We start from the raw sequence: 22,138 nt of genomic DNA on the forward strand, positions 1-22,138 counted from the left end.
GCGGGGGGGGGGGGGGCCGGGGGGGGGGGGGGGGGGGCCGGGGGGGGTGGGCCGCCGGGGCCGCGGGGGGGGGGGGGGGCGCGGGGGGCGGGCGGCCCCGCCGCCCTTCCGCCGCACCCGGTGGGCCGGAGCGGCGGGATCAGGTGCCGGCGAGCGGGAGGGAGGCGGCGACCACCTGGCCCAGCGCGACCGCCCGCTCCAGCGCCTGGCGCAGCAGGTCCTCGCGGGGCTGGCGGCCGACCATCCCGGCCGGGACGGCGTACATGGTCACCTCGGAGAGCTGGCTGGCGGCCATCCGCCAGGCGTCGGTGACCTGGAGCGGCTGGTGGGCCTGCCACCAGCCGGTGCTGCCGCCGGCCGCGGCGGGCTGGAGGATCGCGTGCAGCTTGCCCATGGCGACCAGGACCGACCAGCCGGGCAGCTGCTCCGGGGTCTCGTCGAGGTCGGTGACCGGCTGGAAGCCCGCGTCCTGGAGCAGGTCGAGGAACTCGTCCTCGCCGGTGGTGCTGCCGGGTCGGCCGACCGGGCCGGTGGGCTCGACCACGAGGGAGGCGTGGCCGACCTTGCCGTGCAGGACGAGCCCGCAGGTGATGCCGAGGATGGCGGCCTGGCCGGGGGCGGGCGGCTGGGGGGCGGGGGCGGCCGGCGCGGGGAGGGTGAGGTCCGGGGAGGGCAGGGCGAGGTCCGGGGCCGGGACGGTGAGGCCGGGTGCGGCGGGCTGCGACTGGTTGATGCTGCGGACGGCGCCGACCAGCTGCTCCTCGGCGACCGGCACCACCTGGGAGGGGATGCACCGGGCGTGGGCGAAGGCCAGGACCGCCGTCTCGTCGCCGACGAACAGCACGGTGCTGGTGGGCTCCACGTGGGTGTCGCCGGGGGTGCGGCAGGAGGTGCATTCGTAGCTGTCGGGGGCGCGGTCGCCGCCGAGCAGGCGGTCGGCCTCGTCGTCGCCGATCTCGGACCGGACCTCGTCGCTGACGTCGAGCATGCGCGGCACGGGTTCTCCTCGGATGGGTGCGGGTGGGGTCAGGGGCGGGCACGGGGGGCGGGCCCGGGGCGGGGCAGGGGGCGGTCATGGGGCGGGCACGGGAGCGGGCATGGGGGCGGGCATGGGGAGGTCGCCATGCCCAACGGGCCCTTGTGTCAGGCGTCACGGGTGCCCGGCGAGGCTGACGGGAATTGCCCCGGATCCGACCGCGCCGCGTGTTCTCGTGGTCGCAATCTGTCGATGTCGGTGCCAGGACTGCCGGAATGAAACGGTGAGGTGAGTCACGCCGACTTGATGTTTGATCTAGGAATCGATGGCCAAAGCGGACATTTCGGGCAAGAATGTGTGGCCATTACCGCCGGTAACCCTTTGCTGAGCTGGGAAGACCGGTGGTGTTTTGGTTTCCCCGCCGACCGACCCCTAGCTTTCTTGGCGGCGCAACGAGCGCCACCCGGGTTCACCCCCGACGCACCGCTCCCCGGCTCCGGCCGGGCGCGGCAGGTGCCCGCCGACGCGATCGCTCGAACAGGTCGCCGGCGAGCGGCTGGGTGGCCAGGGCGGCAGAGGCACGTCCGACACGTGCACGGCCGTCCGACGGACGCGGCAAGCGAAACGCGACCCTCCCCAGGGTCTGGTTCCGCATGCCCGCCCGGGGCTGTCGAGAGGAACCCCATGACCTTCCGTAACGAGAACGCCGCTGCCACCACCACCGCCGCCACCAAGCGCAACCGCGTTCGGATGGCCGTCGTGGCGGGCGCCGCTGTCGCGGCCCTGCCGGTGGCCGGCCTCGTCACGGCCACCTCGGCCTCCGCCGCCCCCGTCTCCACTTGGGACTCCGTCGCCCAGTGCGAGAGCGGCGGCAACTGGGCCATCAACACCGGCAACGGCTTCTACGGCGGTCTGCAGTTCACCTCCAGCACCTGGGCCGCCTTCGGCGGCACCGCCTACGCCGCGCAGGCCAACCAGGCCAGCAAGGCGCAGCAGATCTCCGTCGCCGAGAAGGTCCTCGCCTCGCAGGGCCCCGGCGCCTGGCCGGTGTGCTCCGTCAAGGCGGGCCTCACCAAGGGCGGCGCCCCGGCCGCCGTCGACACCTCGGCCGGCACCTCCGCCGCCAAGCCGGCGCAGACCCCCGCGCCGAAGACGGCCACCCCGAAGGCCGCGGCCGCGCCGAAGGCCGACGTGGCCCCGAAGGCCGCCGCGCCGAAGGCTGACGCCGCGCCGAAGGCCGACGCCGCGCCGAAGAAGGACGCCGCGAAGTCCTCGAACGGTGCCAAGTCCTGGAACACCTCCAACGACGCCAAGCCGGCCAAGGGCAACTACACCGTCAAGTCCGGTGACACCCTGAGCTCCATCGCCGCCGCGCAGGGCCTGGACTGGCACGACCTGTACAAGAACAACGCCAAGGTCGTCGGTGGCAACCCCGACCTGATCTTCCCGGGTCAGACCCTGAGCATCTGAGGTTCTGAGGCATGCTGAGCTGACCTCTGGTCGCCTCTGGGTGCTCGGTTGTTCGTCACGGCCGCTCCTCCGCCACGCGGGGGAGCGGCCGTCGGCGTTCCCGGCGTGGCGGGGTGGGGTGAGGTCCGGGCTCCCTAGGGTCGGCTGCTGTGCCGCATTCGTCTGACGTGTCGTGCGGGGGTGCCGTGTCGTGCGGGTGCGGGTGCGGGTGCGGGGGTGGACGGGGGCAGGGGTGGTCGGGGCGGTGTGATGGTCGGACAGCCCGGGTCGTGATCCGGGCGGGCGCCGCCGTGGCGGTGGTGCTGGCCGTGGTCGCGGGCGACGTACGGGCCGGTGCGGCGACGCGGGTCGCGGACCTCGTCTGGGACGAGCTCGCCGACTGCGAGAGCGGCGGCGACTGGCACGCGGACACCGGCAACGGCTTCTACGGCGGTCTGCAGATCCGGCCGACCACCTGGGCGGAGGCGGGCGGGCTGCGCCTCGCCGACCGGCCCGACCACGGGAGCCGGCGGGAACAGACCACCGTCGGGGAGGAGATCCTGCGGCAGCAGGGGTGGGAGGCGTGGCCGACCTGTGCGCGGGAGCTGGGGATGATCGGGCCGGGAGAGGGGGCGGGTCCGACATCGGGGCCGGGGTCGACATCGGAGCCGGAGCCGTAGTCGGAGTCCGGTGGCCGGGGGAGCGGCTCGTGCCGGGGTGGGGGCTGCGGGAGGATGGTGCGGTGATCCAGGGTGAGCTGTTCGGGGAGCCGTCCGGCGAGCAGGCCGTCCGGGAGCGGTCCGAACCGGCTCCCGGCGCCGTGCTGCTGCCCGGTTGGCTGGACCGTGCCGCGCAGCAGCGGCTGGTCGCCGCCTGTCGGGAGTGGGCCCGCCCGCCGGCCGGCCTGCACAGCGTGCGGATGCCCACCGGCGGGCTCATGTCGGTGCGGATGGTGAGCCTCGGCTGGCACTGGTACCCCTACGGGTACGCGCGGACCGCCGAGGACGGCACCCCCGTCAAGCCGTTCCCGCCCCTGCTGGGGGACCTCGCCCGGCGGGCGGTGGCGGACGCGTACGGCGGAGCGGTCGGCGGGATCACGGGCGCGGCGGACTACGAGCCCGACACCGCGATCGTCAACCACTACCCCCACGGCGCGAAGATGGGCCTCCACCAGGACCGCGACGAGCGCGCGGACGCGCCGGTGGTCTCGCTCTCGCTCGGCGACACCTGCGTCTTCCGGCTCGGCAACACGGAGACCCGGACCAGGCCCTGGACGGACCTGGAGCTACGCAGCGGGGACCTGCTGGTGTTCGGCGGGCCGGCCCGGTTCGCGTACCACGGGGTGGTGCGGACGCTGCCCGGGACGGCGGATCCGGGCTCGGGGCTGGAGCTGGCCGGGCGGCTGAACATCACGGTGCGGCAGTCGGGGCTGGCGACGTAGCCCGGGCGGTTCGCTTACTCGTTCGAGTGAATCGGTGGGTGGGGGTCGGTGAGCGGGAATGCCCCGGGTCGCCGGAGAATTCGAGTGAGCTGGAGAACCGGAACACCATCACGAGAGGGAGCGCGCGCATGGGTACCCCCGTCGACGACCTCGTCGATCTGCTCGACCTGGAGCAGATCGAACTGAACATCTTCCGCGGGCGCAGCCCCGAGGAGGCCCTGCAGCGCACCTTCGGCGGCCAGGTCGCCGGGCAGGCGCTGGTCGCAGCGGGGCGCACGATCGACGACGCGCGCCCCGTCCACTCGCTGCACGCGTACTTCCTGCGCCCCGGGGTGCCCGGCGTGCCGATCGTGTACCAGGTCGACCGGATCCGCGACGGCCGCTCGTTCAGCACCCGCCGGGTGCTCGCCATCCAGGGTGGCCGGTCGATCTTCTCGCTCACCGCCGACTTCCACAGACCGGAGGAGGGCAGCATCGAGCACCAGTACCCGATGCCGGAGGTCCCGGCCCCCGAGGGCCTGCCCAGCGCCCTGGACGAGGTCGGCTCCCGGCTCGGCGAGCTCCCCCCGTTCATCAGCCGCCGCCAGCCCTTCGACATCCGCTACGTCGAGCGGCTGCGCTGGAACAAGGAGGACCTGGTCGACGTCGAGGCGCGCAGCGGTGTGTGGCTGCGCACCAACGGTCCGCTGCCGGACGATCCGCTGATCCACGTCTGCGCCCTCACCTACGCCAGCGACATGACGCTGCTGGACGCCGTCCGCGCCCCCGTCGAGCCGCTCTGGGGCACCCGGCACTTCGACATGGCCTCGCTCGACCACGCGATGTGGTTCCACCGGCCGTTCCGGACCGACGACTGGCTGCTCTACCAGCAGGAGTCCCCGATCGCCCACGGCGCGCGCGGCCTGGCCCGCGGGCAGATCTACGACCGGAGCGGGCAGCTGGTGGTGTCGGTGGTGCAGGAGGGGCTGTTCCGGCCGTTGAAGGGCTGACCGCGGGTGCCGACGGTGGTGGTGGTGACGGTCGTTGGAGGATCGGGCTCCCGACCGCCCTCTGTTGCCGCGGTATTGCAGTCTCCTTACGGGTCCGGCGGCTTGCCGGGAGCCGGGAATGATCCGCACCGGCGAGCGGTGTTGTGCAGGATGACCGATACGGACGGCCCGAACAGCGGGCCGTCCGCGGACCGGACCGGGAGGGTTGACCGATGACGGCGACGGCCGCGGAGGACTGGAAGCACTGGAGTGACGGGCGGGCGGCGTCGGTGAGCGCGCTGCACGGCCAGCTCGCACTCACCGGCACGCACTGGCTGGAGCCCGAGCCGGTCGAGGTCCCGGGCCTGCCCGGCCTCTGGTGGGCCGACACCGAGGGCGTCCGGGTGCGGGCCGCCGCCGGCGACGGCATCACCGTCGACGGTGCCGACGGGCCGATCGACGGCGAGGTACTGCTCCGCCCGGACACCGACCCGGCCGCCGCCACCGCCACCCTGGGCGACCTGCTGCTCGTCCCGATCGAGCGGGAGGGCGAGCTCGCCCTGCGGGTCTTCGACCCGGCCGCGCCGACCCGCACCGGCTTCGCGGGCATCGCCGCCTACCCGTACGCGCCCGAGTGGGCCGTCCCCGCCGTCTACACCCCGTTCGAGGAGGAGGGGCAGACGGTGCTCGTCCCGAACGCGGACGGCAAGGACCGGCCGCTGGCGGTCACAGGGCGGATCGAGTTCACCGTCGCCGGCGAGCACAGCACCCTGACCGTCGGCCGCTCGGGCCGCAACCTCACCGGCGTCATCGCCGACGCCACCAGCGGCATCGACACCTACCGCTTCCGCTTCATCACCCTGCCGGCGCCGGACGACGAGGGCCGGACGGTCCTCGACCTCAACCGGGCCTACCTGCCGCCCTGCGCCTTCGCCGACCACTTCATCTGCCCGTTCCCGCCGCCGGGCAACCGGCTGGACTTCGCGGTGGAGGCGGGGGAGAAGCAGGTGCTCACCAGGTAGCGCGGGCGGGCGTACAGGGGCCCCGGTGTCGGCTGCGGCGGAGGCCGGGGCAACCATGGACTGTTGTGACCGCCAACCAACCCCCTGATACCCCGACCGCCGACGCCCCCGCCGACGCCGTTCCTGCCACCGCCGCTGCTCCGGCCACCACCGCTGTTCCGGCCGTACCGGTGCAGGTGCCCTGGTACCGGCGGGCCTTCGCCGACCTCAGCCCCCTGCGGGAGAACGCCGACTACCGCCGGGTCTGGTCCGGGCAGGCCGTGTCCTCCATAGGCCAGCAGATGACCGCGGTGGCCGTCTCCGTCCAGGTCTACGACCTGACCGGCTCCGCCTTCGCCACCGGCCTGGTGGGCCTGTTCTCGCTCGTCCCGCTGGTCGCCTTCGGCCTGTACGGCGGCGCGATCGCCGACACCGTCGACCGCCGCAAGCTGGGCCTGATCGGCTCGGCCGGCCTGGCCACCGTCTCCGCCCTGCTCGCCGCCCAGGCCCTGGCGGGCTTCAACCTGGTGGCCGTCCTCTACGCCGCCGTCGCCCTCCAGGCCGGGTTCTTCGCGATCAGCTCGCCCGCCCGCTCGGCGATGATCCCCCGGCTCGTCCCCGCCCACCAGCTCCCGGCCGCGAACGCGCTGAACACCGTCAGCATGAACCTCGGCCTCACCGTCGGCCCGATGCTCGGCGGCGTCCTGATCGGCGCCTTCGGCGCCCAGGGCGCCTACCTCGTCGACACCGTCGCCTTCGCCGGCACCCTGTACGCCGTGTGGCGCCTGCCCGCCATGCGGCCGGAGGGCGAACGCAAGGGCCGCGCCTCCGTCCTCGACGGCCTGCGCTTCCTGCGCGACCAGCCCAACCTGCGCACCAGCTTCCTCGCCGACCTCGCCGCGATGATCTTCGGCATGCCCCGCGCCCTCTTCCCGGCGATCGCCGTCACCTTCTACGCCGGCGACGCCCGCACCGTCGGCCTGCTCGTCTCCGCCCCGGCCGTCGGCGCCCTGATCGGCGCCCTCTTCTCCGGCTGGGTCGGCCGGGTCCACCGCCAGGGCGTCGCGATCCTCGCCGCCGTCTCCGCCTGGGGCCTCGCCATCGCCGCCTTCGGCGCCCTCCACAACCTCTGGCTCGGCCTCCTCCTGCTCGCCGTGGCCGGCTGCGCGGACACCGTCAGCATGATCTTCCGCAACACGATGATGCAGGTCGCCGCCCCCGACGAGATGCGCGGCCGCCTCCAGGGCATCTTCATCGTCGTCGTGGCCGGCGGCCCCCGCCTCGGCGACTTCGAATCCGGCGCCGTCTCCGCCCTCAGCAACCCCGCCACCTCCGTCATCACCGGCGGCCTCGCCTGCGTCGCCTGCGTCCTCCTCCTCGCCGCCCGCCGCCCCGCCTTCCTCACCTACGACGCCCGCCACCCCACCCCCTGACCCCCTCCCCGCCCCACCCCCGAAACCTGGCAGCGAGCACCCCCCGACGTGCTGTATTGTTTTCCACGTCGCCGGGACAACAACCGGAGACAAGGTCGAGAAGCCAACCGGCAAGGCCCCCCAGGCCCCACCGCAAGGCACCGAGACCACGGGACGTGGCGCAGCTTGGTAGCGCACTTGACTGGGGGTCAAGGGGTCGCAGGTTCAAATCCTGTCGTCCCGACTGTGAAGTCGGTTGTGAGAACCGGTACTTGGGAAACCGAGTGCCGGTTCTTTTTGCTTGTGTGTCAGTTGGTGGTCGCACGGTGGTCACCGGGCCACATCGGCCAGGGCGCGGTTGGTTCCTCTTTCCGCGCCTGATGGTAGGCGGGCAGTTGCCGGTGCAGGCGCGGGCGCTGGCGCCAGGGGCGCTGGGCGGGGCAGACGGGGTGTCCGAGTTCGGCGTGGTCGGCGTAGATGTTCGCGGTCGTCGACAGGGTGCGGTGGCGCAGGGTCTTGGAGATGACGGGCAGGGGGACGCCTGCGGCCGTGGCGGTTGCGTAGGTGCGGTAGCGGGCCATGGTGGTGGGCTTGAGCCGCAGCTCCTTCTCCTCCAGCCAGTCCCGCAGGTATTCGGCGGTGCGCTGGCGGGGGTCGGGTGCGCCGGGTCCACGCCGCTCTCTCGGACCCGGATGCCCCCGGTGGCCCGGGGCCTTCGACCGAGTGCGGAATGGACACCGGTGCGATGGTGGTCGAGCGATGGAGCCCGGAACGGCCGGGGCAGGGGTGGCATCCGCCGCGTTGGGCCGGATGCGTCTGCCTGACCTGTGATGCCGCTGTCCGCGCCTTCTGATTCAGGAGTGCGGCGGGCCGGCTGGGCCTATCGGGCCCGCGGCGGACTGTCATCGTCGTGGGGGGTGTCGATGGCGTCGCGCAGGGCGGGCAGGTCCGTGATGGCGGCCTGTTCGGCGAAGCGGGCCAGAAGCCTACGGAGGCCCCGCTCGTCCCGGTCTCGGACTGCTTCGCCTATGGCCGCCGCCAGCGACGCCTGGGTATGGGGGTCGGGGGTGCGCACCTGCCGCGCGGCCTGCGGCCCTTCCACCGCTCGCCTCCCGTTCACTTGTGGTCCTGGCCGCTGGGCGCGGCGTCTTCCGTCCTTGCGCGGCTGCGGCGACCGGCCGCCCCACCCGTGCGGGGCGAAGACTACCTCCCTAACCGGCACCGAAAAATCTATGCCCGCTGGAGTAGACATTGCCGCGCGCCGTGGTTAATGTTTCTCTCGTAGACGAGGTCAGCGGTACCCGCCAGACACGAACTGGCGGGCAGCAGTACAGAAGTTCGCAGGTAGGAACGGTTGCAGGGTCCTGAAGCCAGGGATGGTGCAGTAAGGCGACATGACCGGTGACCGGGCCGGGCGCCCGCAGGTATCAGGGGTCGCCACCGAGCGGTACCGCAGTTCGGTAAGCGCAGTACCAGCAGTGTGAAGTCGAGTTGGGCAGTACCAGCAGTCGAAGTACGCGGTATCCCGGTGAAGGCGCCCAGACTGCGGGCGCGCGTGCTGGGAGTCCGGCAGTGGGGTTCCAAGCCGAGTGGTCAGCAGGACGGGCGACGGGGCTGGCTGCCGGACCCGGTGGACCGCAAGGACCGCCACAGCAGTACCGAGTGGTTGGCACTACCACGCAGTTCGAAGTACGAGCAGTTCCGCAGTACCAAGCAGTTCGCAGTACCAGGCCAGTACAGAGGATGAATGGAGGGGACAGAGCGCCATCAGGATCGCCCGGCCCGTGAGGAAGTCGCCCGGGCGGAATCCGAGGACCCCAAGGCAAGGACGGTGGTTTCCGGTCACGCATACGCGATCCCCGCACACCCCCTCCCCCGGGGCAGTGCGGATACAAGGAAGCCGGCCACAAGGCCGGCAGATGGTGTAAAACCCTTCGGGGCCCCGGGAGCCGAAATGGCCCCGGGGCCCCTCGACGCGTCCCCGGACACAACAACAAGAAGAGGTGCAGTGACCACGGCAACCATTCGACCGCATACCCCCGACTCCCTCGACGACGACGACTACCCCGCCTACACCATGGGCCGCGCCGCCGAGATGACCGGCACCACCCCCGGCTTCCTGCGGGCCCTCGGCGAACAGGGCCTCATCACCCCCCTGCGTTCCGACGGCGGCCACCGCCGCTACTCCCGCTACCAACTACGCATCGCCATGCGCGCCCGCGACCTCGTCGACCAGGGCACCGCCATCGAGGCCGCCTGCCGCATCGTCATCCTCGAAGACCAACTCGAAGAAGCCCTGCGCATCAACGAAGAGCTCCGCCGTTCCCCGCGCGGCCAGGAGTCCGCCGCCGACACCTGACCCGCCTGCCAGGCTGACGAGACCGGTCCGCGGTGAGCGACGGGCGCTCATCGCAGGCCGCCCCGGGGCGCGACTACCCCTCAGTCCCCGATCGCCGGCCGACCGTTCTCCAACGGCCAGGCTGCCGGGCCCCCTGTCTCACTGGCGCGGACCGGTTCCAGGCCGCCCGGTATGACGGCACGCCGCCCGTTGAAGTGCACGCCAGGGGTTCATCCACCACCGTTCTGCCCGGGTCATGACGCGTGCCCCGCAGCGTGGGCCCCGGCCCGCCCGAGGCCGGGGCCGCGAGGAGTAGGCGCCGGCAGAGCCGGCCTAGAAGCTGAGCAGGCCGATGGCGTGGCCGTCGGGGTCGACCACCGGCCACGTGTCCAGGCCGCGGGCGCGCATGGCGGCGGCTGCGGTGTCGGCGGGCATGTCGGCGGTGGCGAACGGGGCCTGGTCGAGGACGATGTCGCGCACGGGGGTGCGCTCGGTGGCCCGGGTGCGGGTCTGGAACGGGGCGAGGTGCATGCGGGTCAGCAGACCCGCGCAGCGGCCGTCGTCGTCGCGGACCAGGAGGTGGTCGGCGCCGGAGCTCTGCAGGATGTCGATCGCCATGTCGACCATGACGTCGTCGCTGATCTGCAGCTCGGGGTGTCTCATGAGGTCGCCGACCGTGGCGGTGGTCGCGGGGTGTTCGAGGGTGAGGGTCATGGGCGGACTCCTTGGTGTCGGTTCCGCCGGAGCGGGCCGGGACTCGTGTTTCGCGCTGGTGAGTCGTGTGGGCCTGGACCGCGGCGGCGGTCCAGGCCCACACCTGCCGACTAGGCGGCGAGGGCGACGCGCCTCGGTGCCCGGCGGCGGCCGGAGGAGCCCTGGTTGTCGCGGCCCGCGACGGTCGCGCGGGTGTCACCGGTCGCGCGGGCGGGGCGTCCTCGACGGTTGCGGCTGGTGGAGGTGCTGCGGCGGGGGCGTTCGACGACGGGGGCGGCGATCACGGTGGGGATGCCGGTGGGTACGCGGGCGCCGGTGATGCGGGCGAGGTCCTCGTCTCCGGCGCTGACCCTGGTGGTGACGGGGGTGATGGCGGCCGTCGTCATCATGCGGGCCATCTCGCGGCGCTGGTTGGGCAGGACGAGGGTGACGACGGTGCCGGACTCGCCGGCCCGGGCGGTGCGGCCGCCGCGGTGGAGGTAGTCCTTGTGGTCGCTCGGCGGGTCGAGGTTGACGACGAGGTCGAGGCCGTCGACGTGGATGCCGCGGGCGGCGACGTTGGTGGCGATCAGGGCCGTGACCTGGCCGGTGCGGAACTGCTCCAGGGTGCGGGTGCGTTGCGGCTGGGACTTGCCGCCGTGCAGGGCGGCGGCCTTCACGCCGTTGGCGAGCAGGTCGTCCACCAGGCGGTCGGCGCCGTGCTTGGTGTCGATGAACATGATCACCCGGCCGTCGCGGGAGGCGATGTGGGCGATCGTGGCGTTCTTGTCGTAGTTCTGCACGTGCAGCACGTGGTGTTCCATGGTGCTGACCGCTCCCGCGGACGGGTCCACCGAGTGGGTGACCGGGTCCTTGAGGAAGCGCCGCACCAGGCGGTCGACATTGCGGTCCAGGGTGGCGGAGAACAGCATGGTCTGGCCGCCTTCGGCGACCTGCTCCAGGAGCTCGGTGACCTGCGGCAGGAAGCCCATGTCGGCCATCTGGTCGGCCTCGTCGAGCACCGTGATGCCGACTCCGTCCAGCTGGCAGTCGCCGCGCTGGATGAGGTCCTTGAGTCGGCCGGGGGTGGCCACCACGACCTCCGCCCCCTGGTTCAGGGCGTGGGCCTGGCGGCCGATCGACATCCCGCCCACCACGGCCGCCATCCGCAGCCGCACCGCGTGGGCGAACGGGGTGAGGGCCTCGGTGACCTGCTGCGCGAGCTCGCGGGTGGGGACCAGCACCAGGGCCAGCGGGCGGCGCGGCTCGGCGCGCCGGCCGGCGGTGCGGGCCAGCACGGCGAGGCCGAACGCGATGGTCTTGCCGGAGCCGGTCCGGCCCCGTCCGAGGACGTCGCGTCCGGCCAGCGAGTTCGGCAGCGTCGCGGCCTGGATCGGGAACGGCTCGGTGACGCCCTGACGGGTCAGGGTGGAGAGCAGGGCCTTGGGCATGTCCAGTGCGTCGAACGTCTCGACGGCCGGCAGCGCCGGGGTGGTGCTCACCGGCATCGCGAACTCGCCCTGCGGAGAAGAACCCTGGCGGCCGCTACGGCCGCGGGCGGGCCGGTCGCCGTAGAAGGAGCTGCCGCCGGAGCGGGAGGAGGACGAGGAGCGGGAGGAGGACGAGGAGCGGGAGTTGGCGTTCTGGTACGGGGAGCGGCTGGAGCGGTTCATGTGAGACCTTCCTGGGGCGGCACGTCGCGAGGAAGCTCCGCAGCGCGGGGCGCCGGCAGGAGGCCGCAAGGAACGGGCCGAAGTGTGGAGTGCGGGGCGTGGACGGTGGAACCGTGCGGCACGTCACCTTGAGGTCGGCGCTCGCCGCGGAGGGCGGGAGCGGAGAACCTCGAACCGCGGGGTGTCACGGCAGGGCGGCGATCCGGACGCGGCGCTGTGCGTCTCGCGTGGGGACGGCCGCCGGTGGCGGAGCCAGGGGGCCGGAATCAGCCGGGGAAGCGCGTCGTGGCGCAATGCCGAGGGGCCCGCACCGGGCATCATGTACGCGGTGCGGGCCCCTCGCTACCAGGCGGGTGCCGTGGCAGAAAAACTACAGCGGACGAATGTTCTCGGCCTGCGGGCCCTTCTGGCCCTGCGTGACGTCGAACTCGACCTTCTGGCCCTCGAGCAGCTCACGGAAGCCGTTGGCGTTGATGTTCGAGTAGTGGGCGAAGACGTCAGCGCCGCCACCGTCCTGCTCGATGAAGCCGAAGCCCTTTTCCGCGTTGAACCACTTCACAGTGCCATTAGCCATAAAGAAATCTCCTTCAAGGGGCTGTCCGAAGCCCGCACGGCGCGCGCTTCGAGTCGCCGCGATGAGCACCCACCCGGGGAAGAGCCGGGAAACAAAAAGGCGCCTGCGAAACATCAGCAGGCGCACACAAAGTTCATGGGAACCACTACTGCAACTAAGGCGACTCTAGCAGGCCCGGGCCCGTCGCGGGTGGATATTTCACCCCCACTTCTCCGGGAGCCTTCCCCGGGGCCGTCGGCCGTGAGGCGACAGGGCCATCAACACACATGGAGGGCGGCCTGGTTGAGCGATCACCCGTACTCCTTCGGCGCCGACCACTCGCCTTCCCCGGGGAAGGCGAGTCGCGCGGGTGCGGAGCGCCTGCCCTGGCCGCGCCAGACCCGTGAGAGCGACGCACCACGCCCACCGGCGCCATCCGGGGGCGCGCTGGACGGCTTGCGCGAAATTCCTGTCGTAGCTCCGAAATCGAGTGCGTCGAGAAGTCCCGCTCCCGCGACTTTCGGCGCATACTGCAGGGAATGACGAAATCTGCAGCAGTCCGCCGTGTCCTGCCCACCAGTCCCTTCAAGGCCCGGATCGAAGCGCCGCGCAAGCACTTCGCCGTCGGCGACCGCGTCACCCACGACACGTACGGCCTCGGCCGGGCCATCGGCGTCGAGGGCGACAGCGACATCGCGGTACTCGTCGACTTCGGATCGCGGCGGGTACGCATCACCCAGCCCTACGCCGCGATGTTCAAACTCTGACCCAGGGTGCACTCGGCTCTCCGCCGAGTGCGCCGTGTGTGTGGACCCCTGCGGTACGCCCCTGGCTCGCCGTGTCGGCACGCCGTCCAGGGGACGCGCACCCCGATCGGGTCGAGCGGGAATCCGCTGCTCCGACCCCGTGGTCTCACTGGCCATAGCTGGAACTGCATGTGACGAACCGTCAGGGCCGGCCGGCTGCGGGCTGGGCAGGCGATGAACTCTGCGTGTGGATGACAAACATCTGTTTGAGTCCGTCTGTGCAGTGCTCTCCCTCCGAGGGTTCGAGCCGGCGCCGCCCCAGGCGACCGGGCGCACCGAGTTCCGCGGCATCCGCGGCGCGCTGATGCTGGCCCTGGCGGAGGTCCTCGGCTCCGAGGGCTTCACCGTCACCGCCCGCGGAGCCGACCTGCTCGTCACCGCCGGCCCGTACGATCCGGGCGATGCCCCGACCCTCACGGCTGCTTTCAACTGCCCCGCACCACGGCGCAACCGACCGGCGTGTCAGGTCGCCGCCATGTAGCGCCGTGCCGTGCAGTGGGCGCAAGGCCTGTGGTCGCCATGGCCGCTGCCCCGGCCCGTGGGCGCCGCGGCGGCCGTGTCCTATTCTGGTGGGCATGTCGAACCCTGACGGGCTGCTCGTCGACATCGCCGCGATGGTCGAGTCCGAGCACAGCAATCAAATGTCCCTGACCGTTGTGGTCCCAGGCGCGGTGATCACCGGCAGGCTCGCGCCGGTGACCCTGTGGTTGGATCGGGTGGCGGAGGTCCTCCAGGCCTCGGAGCACCTGAAGCCGTTCGCCGCTCTCTTCGCCCCGCCCGCCGACGGCCCGGCCGCACGGCCCACCCATCTGCATCTCCACCGGGCGAAGATCCTGCAGGGCGACTTCGGGCTGCCCCACACGGGCGGCATGTACCGCATCGCCATCGAGGACGTCAGCAGCTGGACGGTCGGGGACCTCAGCTACTCGGATTCCTGAGGACCGCGGCAGGCCGAGCGGCCGCCCGGCTCGACGCCCCACGTCCCCGCTGCGAGGAGTCGCTGAGCCTCGCGTGGGGTGCCGTGACCGCTGGCCCGGGTGTCGGGGTGGAGCCGCTGGCGGCCCCGGCCGGAGACACGAAGGGCACAGCGGGCAGGCGGAGGGCGCCGGCGCCCCGGGCGGTGCCGTCCATCTCCGAGCGGACCATCCCGAGGAGGCGCCCGGCGGCGTCCAGCCCGGCCGCGCCCTCCAGCCGCCACGTCTTGTGCCGCGCTGCGGTGTTGCCGTCCGGGGCGACGGCCAGAGCGTGCAGCGCGAGGCCGTCCCCGATCTGGCCCCTGCGGCGTGGCCGTGCGGCTGGAGGGAGCTGTGGCCGGGTTGCCGGTCCGGTCAGGTGTCGGTGGTGGGTTCCTGGTGGTGTTGGGTGCGGCGGAGTTGTTCGTTGATGCGGAGGGCTTCTTCGAGTTGGTCTTCGAGGATGACGATGCGGCAGGCGGCTTCGATGGGGGTGCCCTGGTCGACGAGGTCGCGGGCGCGCATGGCGATGCGTAGTTGGTAGCGGGAGTAGCGGCGGTGGCCGCCGTCGGAGCGTAGGGGGGTGATGAGGCGGTGTTCGCCGAGGGCCCGCAGGAAGCCGGGGGTGGTGCCGGTCATCTCGGCGGCGCGGCCCATGGTGTAGGCGGGGTAGTCGTCGTCGTCGAGTTTGTCGGGTGTGTCGGGGGTGGCCGTTGTCGTCACTGCACCTCTCTGGTTCTCGGGGAGAGCGCGTCGAGGGGCCCCGGGGCCGTGTCGGCTCCGGGGCCCCGAAGGGGAACAACACCATCTACCGGCCTGGGCCGGTCCTTCTACTTCCGCACTGCCCCTGGGAGGGGGTGCGGGGATCGCGAATGCGTGACCGGAAACCACCGTCCTTGCGTTGGGGTCTGCGGTGTCCGCCCGGGCGAGTGTTCACGGGCCGGGCGATCCTGATGGCGCTTGCGCCCTCCGTTCATCCTCTGTACTGAACTGTCACTTTCGTACTGCCGGTACTGCCGGTACTGCCGGTACTGCGCCTGCTCAACTGCGTCCTGCTGGTCGGTGGCCGTGACGGCCCACCCGGTCCGGCAGCCAGTCCCGTCGCCGTCCTGCACCTGCCCGAGGTCGATGTCGCGGCGCACCGCCGTGGCGCCGGACTCGAACCGGGCGCCCGGCGGGGGCGGTCGGTCTCTCGTCGCCGGTCAGCGATTGAAGGCCGACGCCGACCGGATTGAACGGCCCGGCGCCGGCCACCCGGCCACGTTGTGTGGCCGGCGCCGGTAGTGCCGCCCCGGGTCAAGCCGCGATCGTGAGGTCGGCGCGGCCGAACAGGAGCGCGTAGCCGCGGGGAAGGCCGGCGAGGAGGCGGTCGGTGAGGTGGTCGCCGGCGAGGTCGTTGAGGGCGGCCAGGACGGAGGACGCGTCCCAGCGGGCGCTGGTGAGGCTGGTGTTCAGGGCGCGGGCGACGGCTTCGACGAAGGCGGGCGCTGCGACCGGCTGGGGCAGGGGGATCTGGGCGGCGAAGACGGCGCGGGCCCGGTCGGGGAGGCTGGCGGCGACGTCGCAGCGCTCCTCGCCGGTGAGCTGGGAGCCGAGGACGGCCAGGACAGCGTGCAGGACGCGTTCGGCCTCCTCGTCGGAGGTGTAGCGGCCGAGGGTGCGGACCTGCTGGAGAAGGAGACGGTACCGGGTCATGGCGGTGGTGGCCTTCCAGGGGTGGGCCGCCGCCGTCGGTGCGGGCGGCGCGAAGGTAGTGGTCAGGGCCGGTGGCCGGGCTGGGGGCGGCCGAACAGGAGGTCGTAGCCGGGCGGCAGCTGGAGCAGGACACGCTCGACGAGGTCGTCGTCGGCCGCGTCGGCCGCGGTGCTGAGGACGGCGCCGATGTCCCACAGGGCGGTGGTCTCGGTGGCGCCCTCGATCCAGGCCGCCGTCGCGCGCACGAACCTCTCCGGGCTGAGCGGCTCGACCGCCCGCAGCGGGTTGAGCAGGATCAGGGCCATGGTCTCCGGCAGGCGGGCGGCCAGTTCGGCGCGCACACCGCCCGCCAGGTGGGCGCCGAGCAGGGCCAGAACGACACGCGCCGCCCGCTCGGCCTCCTGGGGTGTGTCGTACTCACCGCGTTCCCGGATCTCCTCCAGGAACGCCTCCCATCGAAGAGTCACCACAGTTCTCCCTCCGTCCCAAGGCGGGCGCGAACGCCGTCGGCGCCCGGTCAGGGTTCGATGATCAGGCGCCCGTTCAGACCGGTGAGCTCGAGCAGCCGGACCACGCAGCCTCCGGCGCCGCTCAGGGCCAGGCGCCCGCCGCACCGGTCGGCCTGGTTGTGGGCCTGGACCAGGACGCCCAGGCCCGCGCAATCCATGAACGTCACCGCCGACAGGTCGAGGACCACCTCCCGATGTGACTTGAGCGCGGCGGTCAGGGCACGGCGCAGCGAGGGGGCGGTGTCGAGGTCGATCTCGCCGTCCGCCCGGACCACGAAGGGTTCGTGTTCCTGCTCGTCGCGCATGGTGGTCTCCCGCTGCCGGCCTGGCCCGGAGACCGTGGTGTGCCCGGGGTCACTGGGCCAGGGCGGGGCGTCCGGCCCGGGGCCGTCCCGCAGGGCCCGGGGGATCGGCGGTGCGGGACGGCGGTCCGGGGGCCGGTCAGGCCTGGATCTGCTTGCGGCTTCCGCTGTGGCTGATCTCGATCTTGCGGGGCTTGGCCTTCTCGGCGACAGGGATCTTCAAGGTCAGTACGCCGGCGTCGTAGTCGGCGCTGATCCCCGCGGGGTCGAGGGTGTCGGAGAGCATGACCTGGCGGGAGAACACGCCGAGCGGTCGCTCGGACAGCTCCCACTTCACCTTGTCGCCCTCGTGGCGGGGGCGGCGTTCGGCCTTGACCGTCAGCATGTTCCGTTCGACGTCGATGTCGATCGCCTGCGGGTCCACCCCGGGCAGGTCGAAGCAGATCACGTACTCGTCGCCGACACGGCAGGCGTCCAGCGGCATCGGGGCCGGCCGGGACCAGGTGCCGTTCGTGCCCAGGAACTGCTGGGTCAGACGGTCCAGCTCGCGGAACGGGTCAGTGCGCATCAGCATCGCGAAACACCTCCACTGATTGATGGGAGCCAGTGCGCTTCACCTGAATCTGTTCTAGCATGTCATCCATCCGATGACAATCTCCTCAGTCGCCAAAGGAGTGACACCTATGGGAAAGCGGCCCGACCCGCCCGCCACCGGCGGCAGCCCACCCACAGGACCGGCGTCCTTCCTCGCCGCAGCCGCCGCACTCGCCGCCATCGACGACGCCGTCCGCACCGCCCGGAACACCAGCCCGGCCACCCGGCCCGGCGCCGGTGCACCGGACGAGGGACCGAGGCCGGCCCTGGCCGCACTGGTGCTGCTGCGCGAACTGCGCACCGAGCTCGCCGGCTGGGAGGCGGGCCTGGTGGAGAGCGCCCGCGCCGGTGGCGCCACCTGGGCCGACCTCGCCCACCCCATGGGCGTCGCCAGCCGCCAGGCCGCCGAGAACCGCTACCTGCGCCTGCGTCCCGCCGGCAGCAGACCCGAAGAGGACGCGACCGGGGCGGAGCGCGTCAAAGCTGTGCGCGACCGCCGGGCCGCCGACCGTGCCGTCACCACCTGGGCCCGCGACAACGCCGCAGACCTGCGCGTCCTCGCCGCCCAGATCACTGCCGCGCCCGGCCTCACACCGCGGGCCCGCCCTGCGCTGGCCGAGCTCACAACCGCCCTCGGCGCCCCCGACCCGGCCGACCTGATAGCACCCCTCGCCGACATGCGACCCCACCTCGCCGCCGCCCACCCGGACCTCGCTGCCCGCCTCGACGACCTCACCAACCGCACCGACCGCCTCCGCCATGACAGCGACCAACGACGAACCTGACCCCCTCATCACCGAAGACCGCTGGCAGCACATCGAGGACCGGCTCGCCGCCATCGAGCGCCGCATCCGCGAGCACAGCAGCGACGCCATTGCCACCGTCGATGCCTGCCTGGCCAGACTCGACGCCCTCCGCCACGACCTGGCCCACGGGCCCTGGCTCCCGCAGGCCTTCCCCGCGCCCGCGGACCCTCCGGCCGTCCCGCCGCTACCGGCGCGAGCCCGCACCGAGAGCCCGCCCACAACGGCCGGCCACCGGCACGCACCAACCGTCCCGAACGCACCGAAACACGGCCCGGTAGGCGGTGTACAGGCAGCCGTCCGGGTGCCCGCATGACAGGGAAGGTACGGAGAACTGCCATCCCAGATGGCCCAGGCGATACACCGTGATCGGATGTCACGGTCGAGCGGAACCGCGCCGACTCCGTCCTTGTCCTGCTTGGCCGGACACCCTTCGGTGGTAACCGTTTGTGGTTCAGGCGAGGAGGATGCGGTGTCGTGGTCAGGAAGTGGCCTTGGGGCGCGGGTTCACATCCTCTCGTCCCGACAGTGATGTCAGAGCCCCGCTGACTGGACGAAAGTCCAGGCCAGCGGGGCTTCTGCCGTTTCCGGTGTGCTGGGGGTCGTGGCGGCGCAGGTGCTCGTAGCCGAGGGGGGTGGGTCAGTGGCAGAGGGCTGTGTCCAGGGCGGTGGACATGTGGTGGGCGGCGGCGTCGGAGGGGATGGTGGTGACGGTGATGTTGGCGGCGCGGCCGTCGTCGGTGACGGCGCCGCGGGAGCGGTAGCCGACGATGGTGCCGCCGTGGCCCCAGGCCAGGGTGCCGCAGGAGAGGGGCCTGCTCTGGAGGCCGAGGCCGTAGCGGACGCCCGGGCCGAGGGGGTCGGCGGGGACGGTGGTGCGCATCTGGGCGAGTTGGGCCGGGGGGAGGAGGCGGCCGGCGAGGAGGGCGGTGAAGAAGGTGTTGAGGTCGGTGTTGGTGGAGACGACGGCCCCGGCCGCCCAGGCCATGGAGGTGTCCATGTCGGTGTAGTCGACCGGGGGCGCGTCCGGCAGGCTGAGGTAGCCGTGGGGGTGGGCCTCGTGGACGGTGGTGTCGCCGGGGGTGGGGAAGTAGGTGTGGCGCAGGCCGATGCGGTCGATGACGCGCTTGGTGATCTCCTCGCCGACGGGTCGTCCGGTGACCTTCTGGACGAGGAGCCCGGCGACCAGGTAGTTGGTGTTGTTGTACTCGAAGCTGGTGCCCGGAGCGAAGTGGGCCTTCTGGGCGAGGGCGCCGTCGAGGAGCTCGCGGGGCTCGAAGTAGCGGAACTGGATGGGGATGAAGTCCGCGAGGGCCGGGGCGGCCATGTACTCGGGCAGGCCGCTGGTGTGCTGGAGCAACTGCCGGACGGTGATGGTGTGTCCGTCGATGCCGTCGCCGCGGAGCAGGCCCGGGAGGTAGGTCTCGACGGGCTCGTCGAGGCCGATCTTTCCCTCGGCGACGAGTTGGAGGACGACGACGGCGGTGAAGGTCTTGGTGTTGCTGCCGGCCCGGATCTGGCCGTCGACGGGGGGCTTGGCCCCGGTGGTGAGGTTGCCGGTGCCGGCGGTGTAGGTGCGGGTGCGGCCGTCGCGACCCTTGACGGAGGCGAGTGCGGCAGGCAGGCCGTCGTCCTTGACCAGGGCGTCCAGGCTCTGCTGGACGGTGTCCGGCTTGCCGCTCGCGAAGGCCGCGCTGGGTGCCAGCGTGCCGGCCGCCAGGGCGCCGGCGGCCACGGCGGTCACGACCGCGATCGTCCGGTGCCGGCCGGGTCGGTGTCGGCCGGGTCGACGGGAACGTGGGGCGGGGCTGTGCTGGATGTGCTCGTTCACTGGGGAACTCCTCTGCCGAAGGGGGGAATTGCCGGGCGTGCGAGGTCAGCGGCAGAGGGCCGCGTCCACCGTGGCCTCGATGTGCTTCCCGGCCTCGTCGCCCGGGATCGCCGTCACCGCGATGTTGAAGGCGCGGCCGTCGTCGGTGACGCCCCCGGAGGTCCGGTAGCCGGGGATGGTGCCGCCGTGGCCCCAGACGAGGCCGCCGCAGGGGAGCGGCTTGCTCTGGAGGCCCAGGCCGTAGCGCACGCCCGGGCCCAGGAGTTCGGCGGGGACGGTGGTGCGCATCTGGGCGAGCTGGGCCGCGGGCAGGAGGCGGCCGCCGAGGAGCGCGGAGAAGAACGAGTTGAGGTCGGTGTTGGTGGAGACGATCGCCCCGGCCGCCCAACCCCAGGACGGGTCCAGCTCCGTGTAGTCGCGGAGCGAGCCGTCGGCTTCCCGGTTGTAGCCCTGGGGGTGGGCCTCGTGGACGGTGGTGTCGCCGGGGGTGGGGAAGTAGGTGTGGCGCAGGCCGATGCGGTCGATGACGCGCTTGGTGACCTCCTCGCCGAGCGGCCGCCCGGTGACCTTCTGGATGATCAGGCCGGCCAGCAGGTAGTTGGTGTTGCAGTACTCCCAGCTGGAGCCCGGGGCGAAGTGGGCCTTCTGGGCCAGGGCCGCGTCGAGGAGCTCGCGCGGTTCGTAGTACCGCTTCGGGCTGGTGAGGATGGCGCCCTTGTCCACGTACTCGGGCAGGCCGCTGGTGTGCTGGAGCAGCTGGCGGACGGTGATGGTGTGTCCGTCGATGCCGTCGCCGCGCACCAGGCCCGGGAGGTAGGTCTCGACGGGCTCGTCGAGGCCGATCTTTCCCTCGGCGACGAGTTGGAGGACGACGACGGCGGTGAAGGTCTTGGTGTTGCTGGCGGCGCGCACTTGGCCGTCGACGGGGGGCTTGGCGCCGGTGGTGAGGTTTCCGACGCCGGCGGTGTAGGTGCGGGTGCGGCCGTCGCGGCCCTTGACGGAGGCGAGTGCGGCGGGCAGGCCGTCGTCCTTCACCAGGGTGTTGAGGCTCTGCTGGATGCTGTCCGGCTTGCCGCCGGCGAAGGCCGTGGTCGGTGCCAGTGCGCCGGCCACCACGAAGGCGGAGGCCACGGCGGTCACGGCCGCGATCGCTCGGTGCCGGCCGTGGCGGTTCCGGCGGGGACGCTGGACGCGGCTGTGCGGTGTGTGCTCGTACACGGAGAACCCCTCTGAACGGACCGTGCCGGTGATTTCCGGCCTGGGTCAAGAGGACCATTCAGAGGTGGGGGAGTTCGTCCGCGCCCAGGACGAGACCGAACCCGGGAGTCGGCTCCGGGAGGCGCCCCCGGGCAGGACCGTGCTCCTGGCCCGGGGCGGGGACCGGACCACCCGCCGCGATCGGCGGGGGTGGGCCAGCGGCGGTGGATCAGCGGCGGTGGATCGGCGGGGGCGGATCAGCCGGGACGGATCAGTGGGCGTCGGTGAGGATGCTGGGGAGGACCGTGTCCAGGACGCGCTGGAGTTCGAGCCTCAGGTCCATGCCCTTGAGGTCGTCGCGGCGCAGCCGGAACAGGGCGCCGAGGTAGGCGTCGCGCAGGAGGTGGCCGACCTGGAGGGGGTCGGTGCCGGGGCGGATCCGGCCCTTCGCGAGGCCGGCCCGGATCACGTCCGCGAACACCTCGGCGGTGTAGGGGTGTTCGGTGATCGGCAGGCCCGCCCGGACCCAGCACATCAGCATGACCTGGTTGAGTTCGGCCGGCTCCTCGTCGTTGATGTCGACGAGGGCCGTCATGCACCGTCCGAGGGCTCTGCTGACGTCCACTTCCGCGAGCGCCTCCTGCTGGAGCTTGTCCTCCAGCCGCTCTCTGCGGCGGTTGCTCCAGGTGGTGATGAGCTCTTCCTTGTGCTGGAAGTGGTTGAAGAAGGTGCCCCGGGCGACGTCGGCGCGTTCGGTGATGTCGTCGATCGTGGTCTGCTCGAACCCCTTCTCGGCGAAGAGGCTCAGGGCGGCCGAGAAGATACGTTCCCTCATCCGCTGCTTGTTGCGCTCCCGGCGGCCCGTCGGGACAAGTGCGACGGAGGCTTCGTCGGCCATGCGTACTCCTGTGGGGTGAGGGTGTCAGTTCCTGAGGTCCTGCTCC

Annotated in this window: 25 protein-coding genes and 1 tRNA gene; 13 read left to right on the top strand and 13 right to left on the bottom strand. The window is 72.3% G+C overall.

What is annotated here, in order from left to right; genetic code table 11:
- Positions 1-139: 139 nt before the first annotated feature.
- Positions 140-997 carry a hypothetical protein gene (locus ACFV8H_RS04725; protein ID WP_380396521.1) on the bottom strand — a complete coding sequence of 286 codons (858 nt, stop codon included), beginning with the start codon at positions 995-997 and terminating at the stop codon, positions 140-142.
- A 663-nt stretch (positions 998-1,660) separates the two neighbouring features.
- On the opposite strand from ACFV8H_RS04725, the gene ACFV8H_RS04730 reads away from it, so the two are divergent.
- The 7 genes from ACFV8H_RS04730 to ACFV8H_RS04760 all read left to right on the top strand — a co-directional run bounded on the left by ACFV8H_RS04730 (position 1,661) and on the right by ACFV8H_RS04760 (position 7,491).
- Positions 1,661-2,446 carry a transglycosylase family protein gene (locus ACFV8H_RS04730; protein ID WP_380396522.1) on the top strand — a complete coding sequence of 262 codons (786 nt, stop codon included), beginning with the start codon at positions 1,661-1,663 and terminating at the stop codon, positions 2,444-2,446.
- A gap of 269 nt (positions 2,447-2,715) precedes the next feature.
- Positions 2,716-3,105, top strand: coding sequence for a transglycosylase family protein (locus ACFV8H_RS04735; RefSeq protein WP_380396523.1), 390 nt, complete (start codon positions 2,716-2,718; stop codon positions 3,103-3,105).
- A 65-nt stretch (positions 3,106-3,170) separates the two neighbouring features.
- On the top strand, positions 3,171-3,866 hold the full coding sequence (locus ACFV8H_RS04740; RefSeq protein ID WP_380396681.1) for an alpha-ketoglutarate-dependent dioxygenase AlkB family protein: 696 nt from the start codon (positions 3,171-3,173) through the stop codon (positions 3,864-3,866).
- A 128-nt stretch (positions 3,867-3,994) separates the two neighbouring features.
- The gene (locus ACFV8H_RS04745) at positions 3,995-4,855 is read left to right on the top strand and encodes an acyl-CoA thioesterase (protein WP_375887124.1); all 861 of its coding nucleotides are present in this window, start codon (positions 3,995-3,997) and stop codon (positions 4,853-4,855) included.
- Positions 4,856-5,067: 212 nt separating this feature from the next.
- A complete protein-coding gene (locus ACFV8H_RS04750) occupies positions 5,068-5,856 on the top strand; it encodes a DUF1684 domain-containing protein (RefSeq protein WP_380396524.1) in 789 nt (262 codons plus the stop codon).
- Between the two features lie 65 nt (positions 5,857-5,921).
- Entirely contained in the window at positions 5,922-7,268 is a 1,347-nt protein-coding gene (locus ACFV8H_RS04755) for an MFS transporter (protein WP_380396525.1), read from the top strand.
- 149 nt (positions 7,269-7,417) lie between these two features.
- Positions 7,418-7,491: transfer RNA gene (locus ACFV8H_RS04760), tRNA-Pro, on the top strand.
- Between the two features lie 64 nt (positions 7,492-7,555).
- Here the strand turns inward: ACFV8H_RS04760 and ACFV8H_RS04765 are convergent.
- The gene (locus tag ACFV8H_RS04765) at positions 7,556-7,828 is read right to left on the bottom strand and encodes a hypothetical protein (RefSeq protein WP_380396526.1); all 273 of its coding nucleotides are present in this window, start codon (positions 7,826-7,828) and stop codon (positions 7,556-7,558) included.
- A 1,496-nt stretch (positions 7,829-9,324) separates the two neighbouring features.
- Between ACFV8H_RS04765 and ACFV8H_RS04770 the strand changes: the two genes are divergently transcribed.
- A complete protein-coding gene (locus ACFV8H_RS04770; RefSeq protein ID WP_380396683.1) occupies positions 9,325-9,606 on the top strand; it encodes a MerR family transcriptional regulator in 282 nt (93 codons plus the stop codon).
- Positions 9,607-9,918: 312 nt separating this feature from the next.
- On the opposite strand, the gene ACFV8H_RS04775 is transcribed toward ACFV8H_RS04770, so the two are convergent.
- The 3 genes from ACFV8H_RS04775 to ACFV8H_RS04785 form a co-directional block, all read right to left on the bottom strand.
- Positions 9,919-10,299, bottom strand: coding sequence for a CBS domain-containing protein (locus ACFV8H_RS04775; protein ID WP_380396527.1), 381 nt, complete (start codon positions 10,297-10,299; stop codon positions 9,919-9,921).
- A gap of 110 nt (positions 10,300-10,409) precedes the next feature.
- Positions 10,410-11,951: a DEAD/DEAH box helicase gene (locus tag ACFV8H_RS04780; RefSeq protein ID WP_380396528.1), complete on the bottom strand. Its 1,542-nt coding sequence runs from the start codon at positions 11,949-11,951 to the stop codon at positions 10,410-10,412.
- A 370-nt stretch (positions 11,952-12,321) separates the two neighbouring features.
- Positions 12,322-12,525, bottom strand: coding sequence for a cold-shock protein (locus ACFV8H_RS04785; RefSeq protein ID WP_099897249.1), 204 nt, complete (start codon positions 12,523-12,525; stop codon positions 12,322-12,324).
- 518 nt (positions 12,526-13,043) lie between these two features.
- On the opposite strand from ACFV8H_RS04785, the gene ACFV8H_RS04790 reads away from it, so the two are divergent.
- From ACFV8H_RS04790 to ACFV8H_RS04800, 3 genes are all read left to right on the top strand, one after another.
- Positions 13,044-13,271: a hypothetical protein gene (locus tag ACFV8H_RS04790; protein WP_380396529.1), complete on the top strand. Its 228-nt coding sequence runs from the start codon at positions 13,044-13,046 to the stop codon at positions 13,269-13,271.
- A 262-nt stretch (positions 13,272-13,533) separates the two neighbouring features.
- The gene (locus tag ACFV8H_RS04795) at positions 13,534-13,791 is read left to right on the top strand and encodes a hypothetical protein (protein ID WP_380396530.1); all 258 of its coding nucleotides are present in this window, start codon (positions 13,534-13,536) and stop codon (positions 13,789-13,791) included.
- Between the two features lie 94 nt (positions 13,792-13,885).
- Positions 13,886-14,248: a hypothetical protein gene (locus ACFV8H_RS04800; protein ID WP_380396531.1), complete on the top strand. Its 363-nt coding sequence runs from the start codon at positions 13,886-13,888 to the stop codon at positions 14,246-14,248.
- A gap of 390 nt (positions 14,249-14,638) precedes the next feature.
- Here ACFV8H_RS04800 and ACFV8H_RS04805 read toward each other — a convergent pair whose 3' ends face one another.
- From ACFV8H_RS04805 to ACFV8H_RS04825, 5 genes are all read right to left on the bottom strand, one after another.
- On the bottom strand, positions 14,639-14,920 hold the full coding sequence (locus ACFV8H_RS04805) for a MerR family transcriptional regulator (protein ID WP_380396685.1): 282 nt from the start codon (positions 14,918-14,920) through the stop codon (positions 14,639-14,641).
- Between the two features lie 639 nt (positions 14,921-15,559).
- A complete protein-coding gene (locus ACFV8H_RS04810) occupies positions 15,560-15,958 on the bottom strand; it encodes a DUF2267 domain-containing protein (protein ID WP_359913418.1) in 399 nt (132 codons plus the stop codon).
- Positions 15,959-16,020: 62 nt separating this feature from the next.
- Positions 16,021-16,425 carry a DUF2267 domain-containing protein gene (locus ACFV8H_RS04815; protein ID WP_380396532.1) on the bottom strand — a complete coding sequence of 135 codons (405 nt, stop codon included), beginning with the start codon at positions 16,423-16,425 and terminating at the stop codon, positions 16,021-16,023.
- Between the two features lie 50 nt (positions 16,426-16,475).
- Positions 16,476-16,772: an STAS domain-containing protein gene (locus ACFV8H_RS04820; RefSeq protein WP_380396533.1), complete on the bottom strand. Its 297-nt coding sequence runs from the start codon at positions 16,770-16,772 to the stop codon at positions 16,476-16,478.
- Positions 16,773-16,908: 136 nt separating this feature from the next.
- On the bottom strand, positions 16,909-17,343 hold the full coding sequence (locus ACFV8H_RS04825; protein ID WP_380396534.1) for an Hsp20/alpha crystallin family protein: 435 nt from the start codon (positions 17,341-17,343) through the stop codon (positions 16,909-16,911).
- A 109-nt stretch (positions 17,344-17,452) separates the two neighbouring features.
- Here ACFV8H_RS04825 and ACFV8H_RS04830 point away from each other — a divergent pair, with 109 nt between their 5' ends.
- Positions 17,453-18,148 carry a type III effector protein gene (locus tag ACFV8H_RS04830; protein WP_380396535.1) on the top strand — a complete coding sequence of 232 codons (696 nt, stop codon included), beginning with the start codon at positions 17,453-17,455 and terminating at the stop codon, positions 18,146-18,148.
- Positions 18,123-18,482, top strand: coding sequence for a hypothetical protein (locus ACFV8H_RS04835; RefSeq protein WP_380396536.1), 360 nt, complete (start codon positions 18,123-18,125; stop codon positions 18,480-18,482). Before ACFV8H_RS04830 ends, ACFV8H_RS04835 begins: the two co-directional genes overlap by 26 nt.
- A 324-nt stretch (positions 18,483-18,806) precedes the next feature.
- Here the strand turns inward: ACFV8H_RS04835 and ACFV8H_RS04840 are convergent, their stop codons facing one another.
- The 3 genes from ACFV8H_RS04840 to ACFV8H_RS04850 all read right to left on the bottom strand — a co-directional run bounded on the left by ACFV8H_RS04840 (position 18,807) and on the right by ACFV8H_RS04850 (position 22,092).
- A complete protein-coding gene (locus ACFV8H_RS04840) occupies positions 18,807-19,919 on the bottom strand; it encodes a serine hydrolase domain-containing protein (protein ID WP_380396687.1) in 1,113 nt (370 codons plus the stop codon).
- A gap of 123 nt (positions 19,920-20,042) precedes the next feature.
- On the bottom strand, positions 20,043-21,146 hold the full coding sequence (locus tag ACFV8H_RS04845) for a serine hydrolase domain-containing protein (protein ID WP_380396689.1): 1,104 nt from the start codon (positions 21,144-21,146) through the stop codon (positions 20,043-20,045).
- 319 nt (positions 21,147-21,465) lie between these two features.
- The gene (locus tag ACFV8H_RS04850) at positions 21,466-22,092 is read right to left on the bottom strand and encodes a TetR/AcrR family transcriptional regulator (protein WP_380396537.1); all 627 of its coding nucleotides are present in this window, start codon (positions 22,090-22,092) and stop codon (positions 21,466-21,468) included.
- Positions 22,093-22,138: the final 46 nt, after the last annotated feature.

The organism is Kitasatospora sp. NPDC059827 (assembly GCF_042731675.1).
Lineage (GTDB): Bacteria > Actinomycetota > Actinomycetes > Streptomycetales > Streptomycetaceae > Kitasatospora.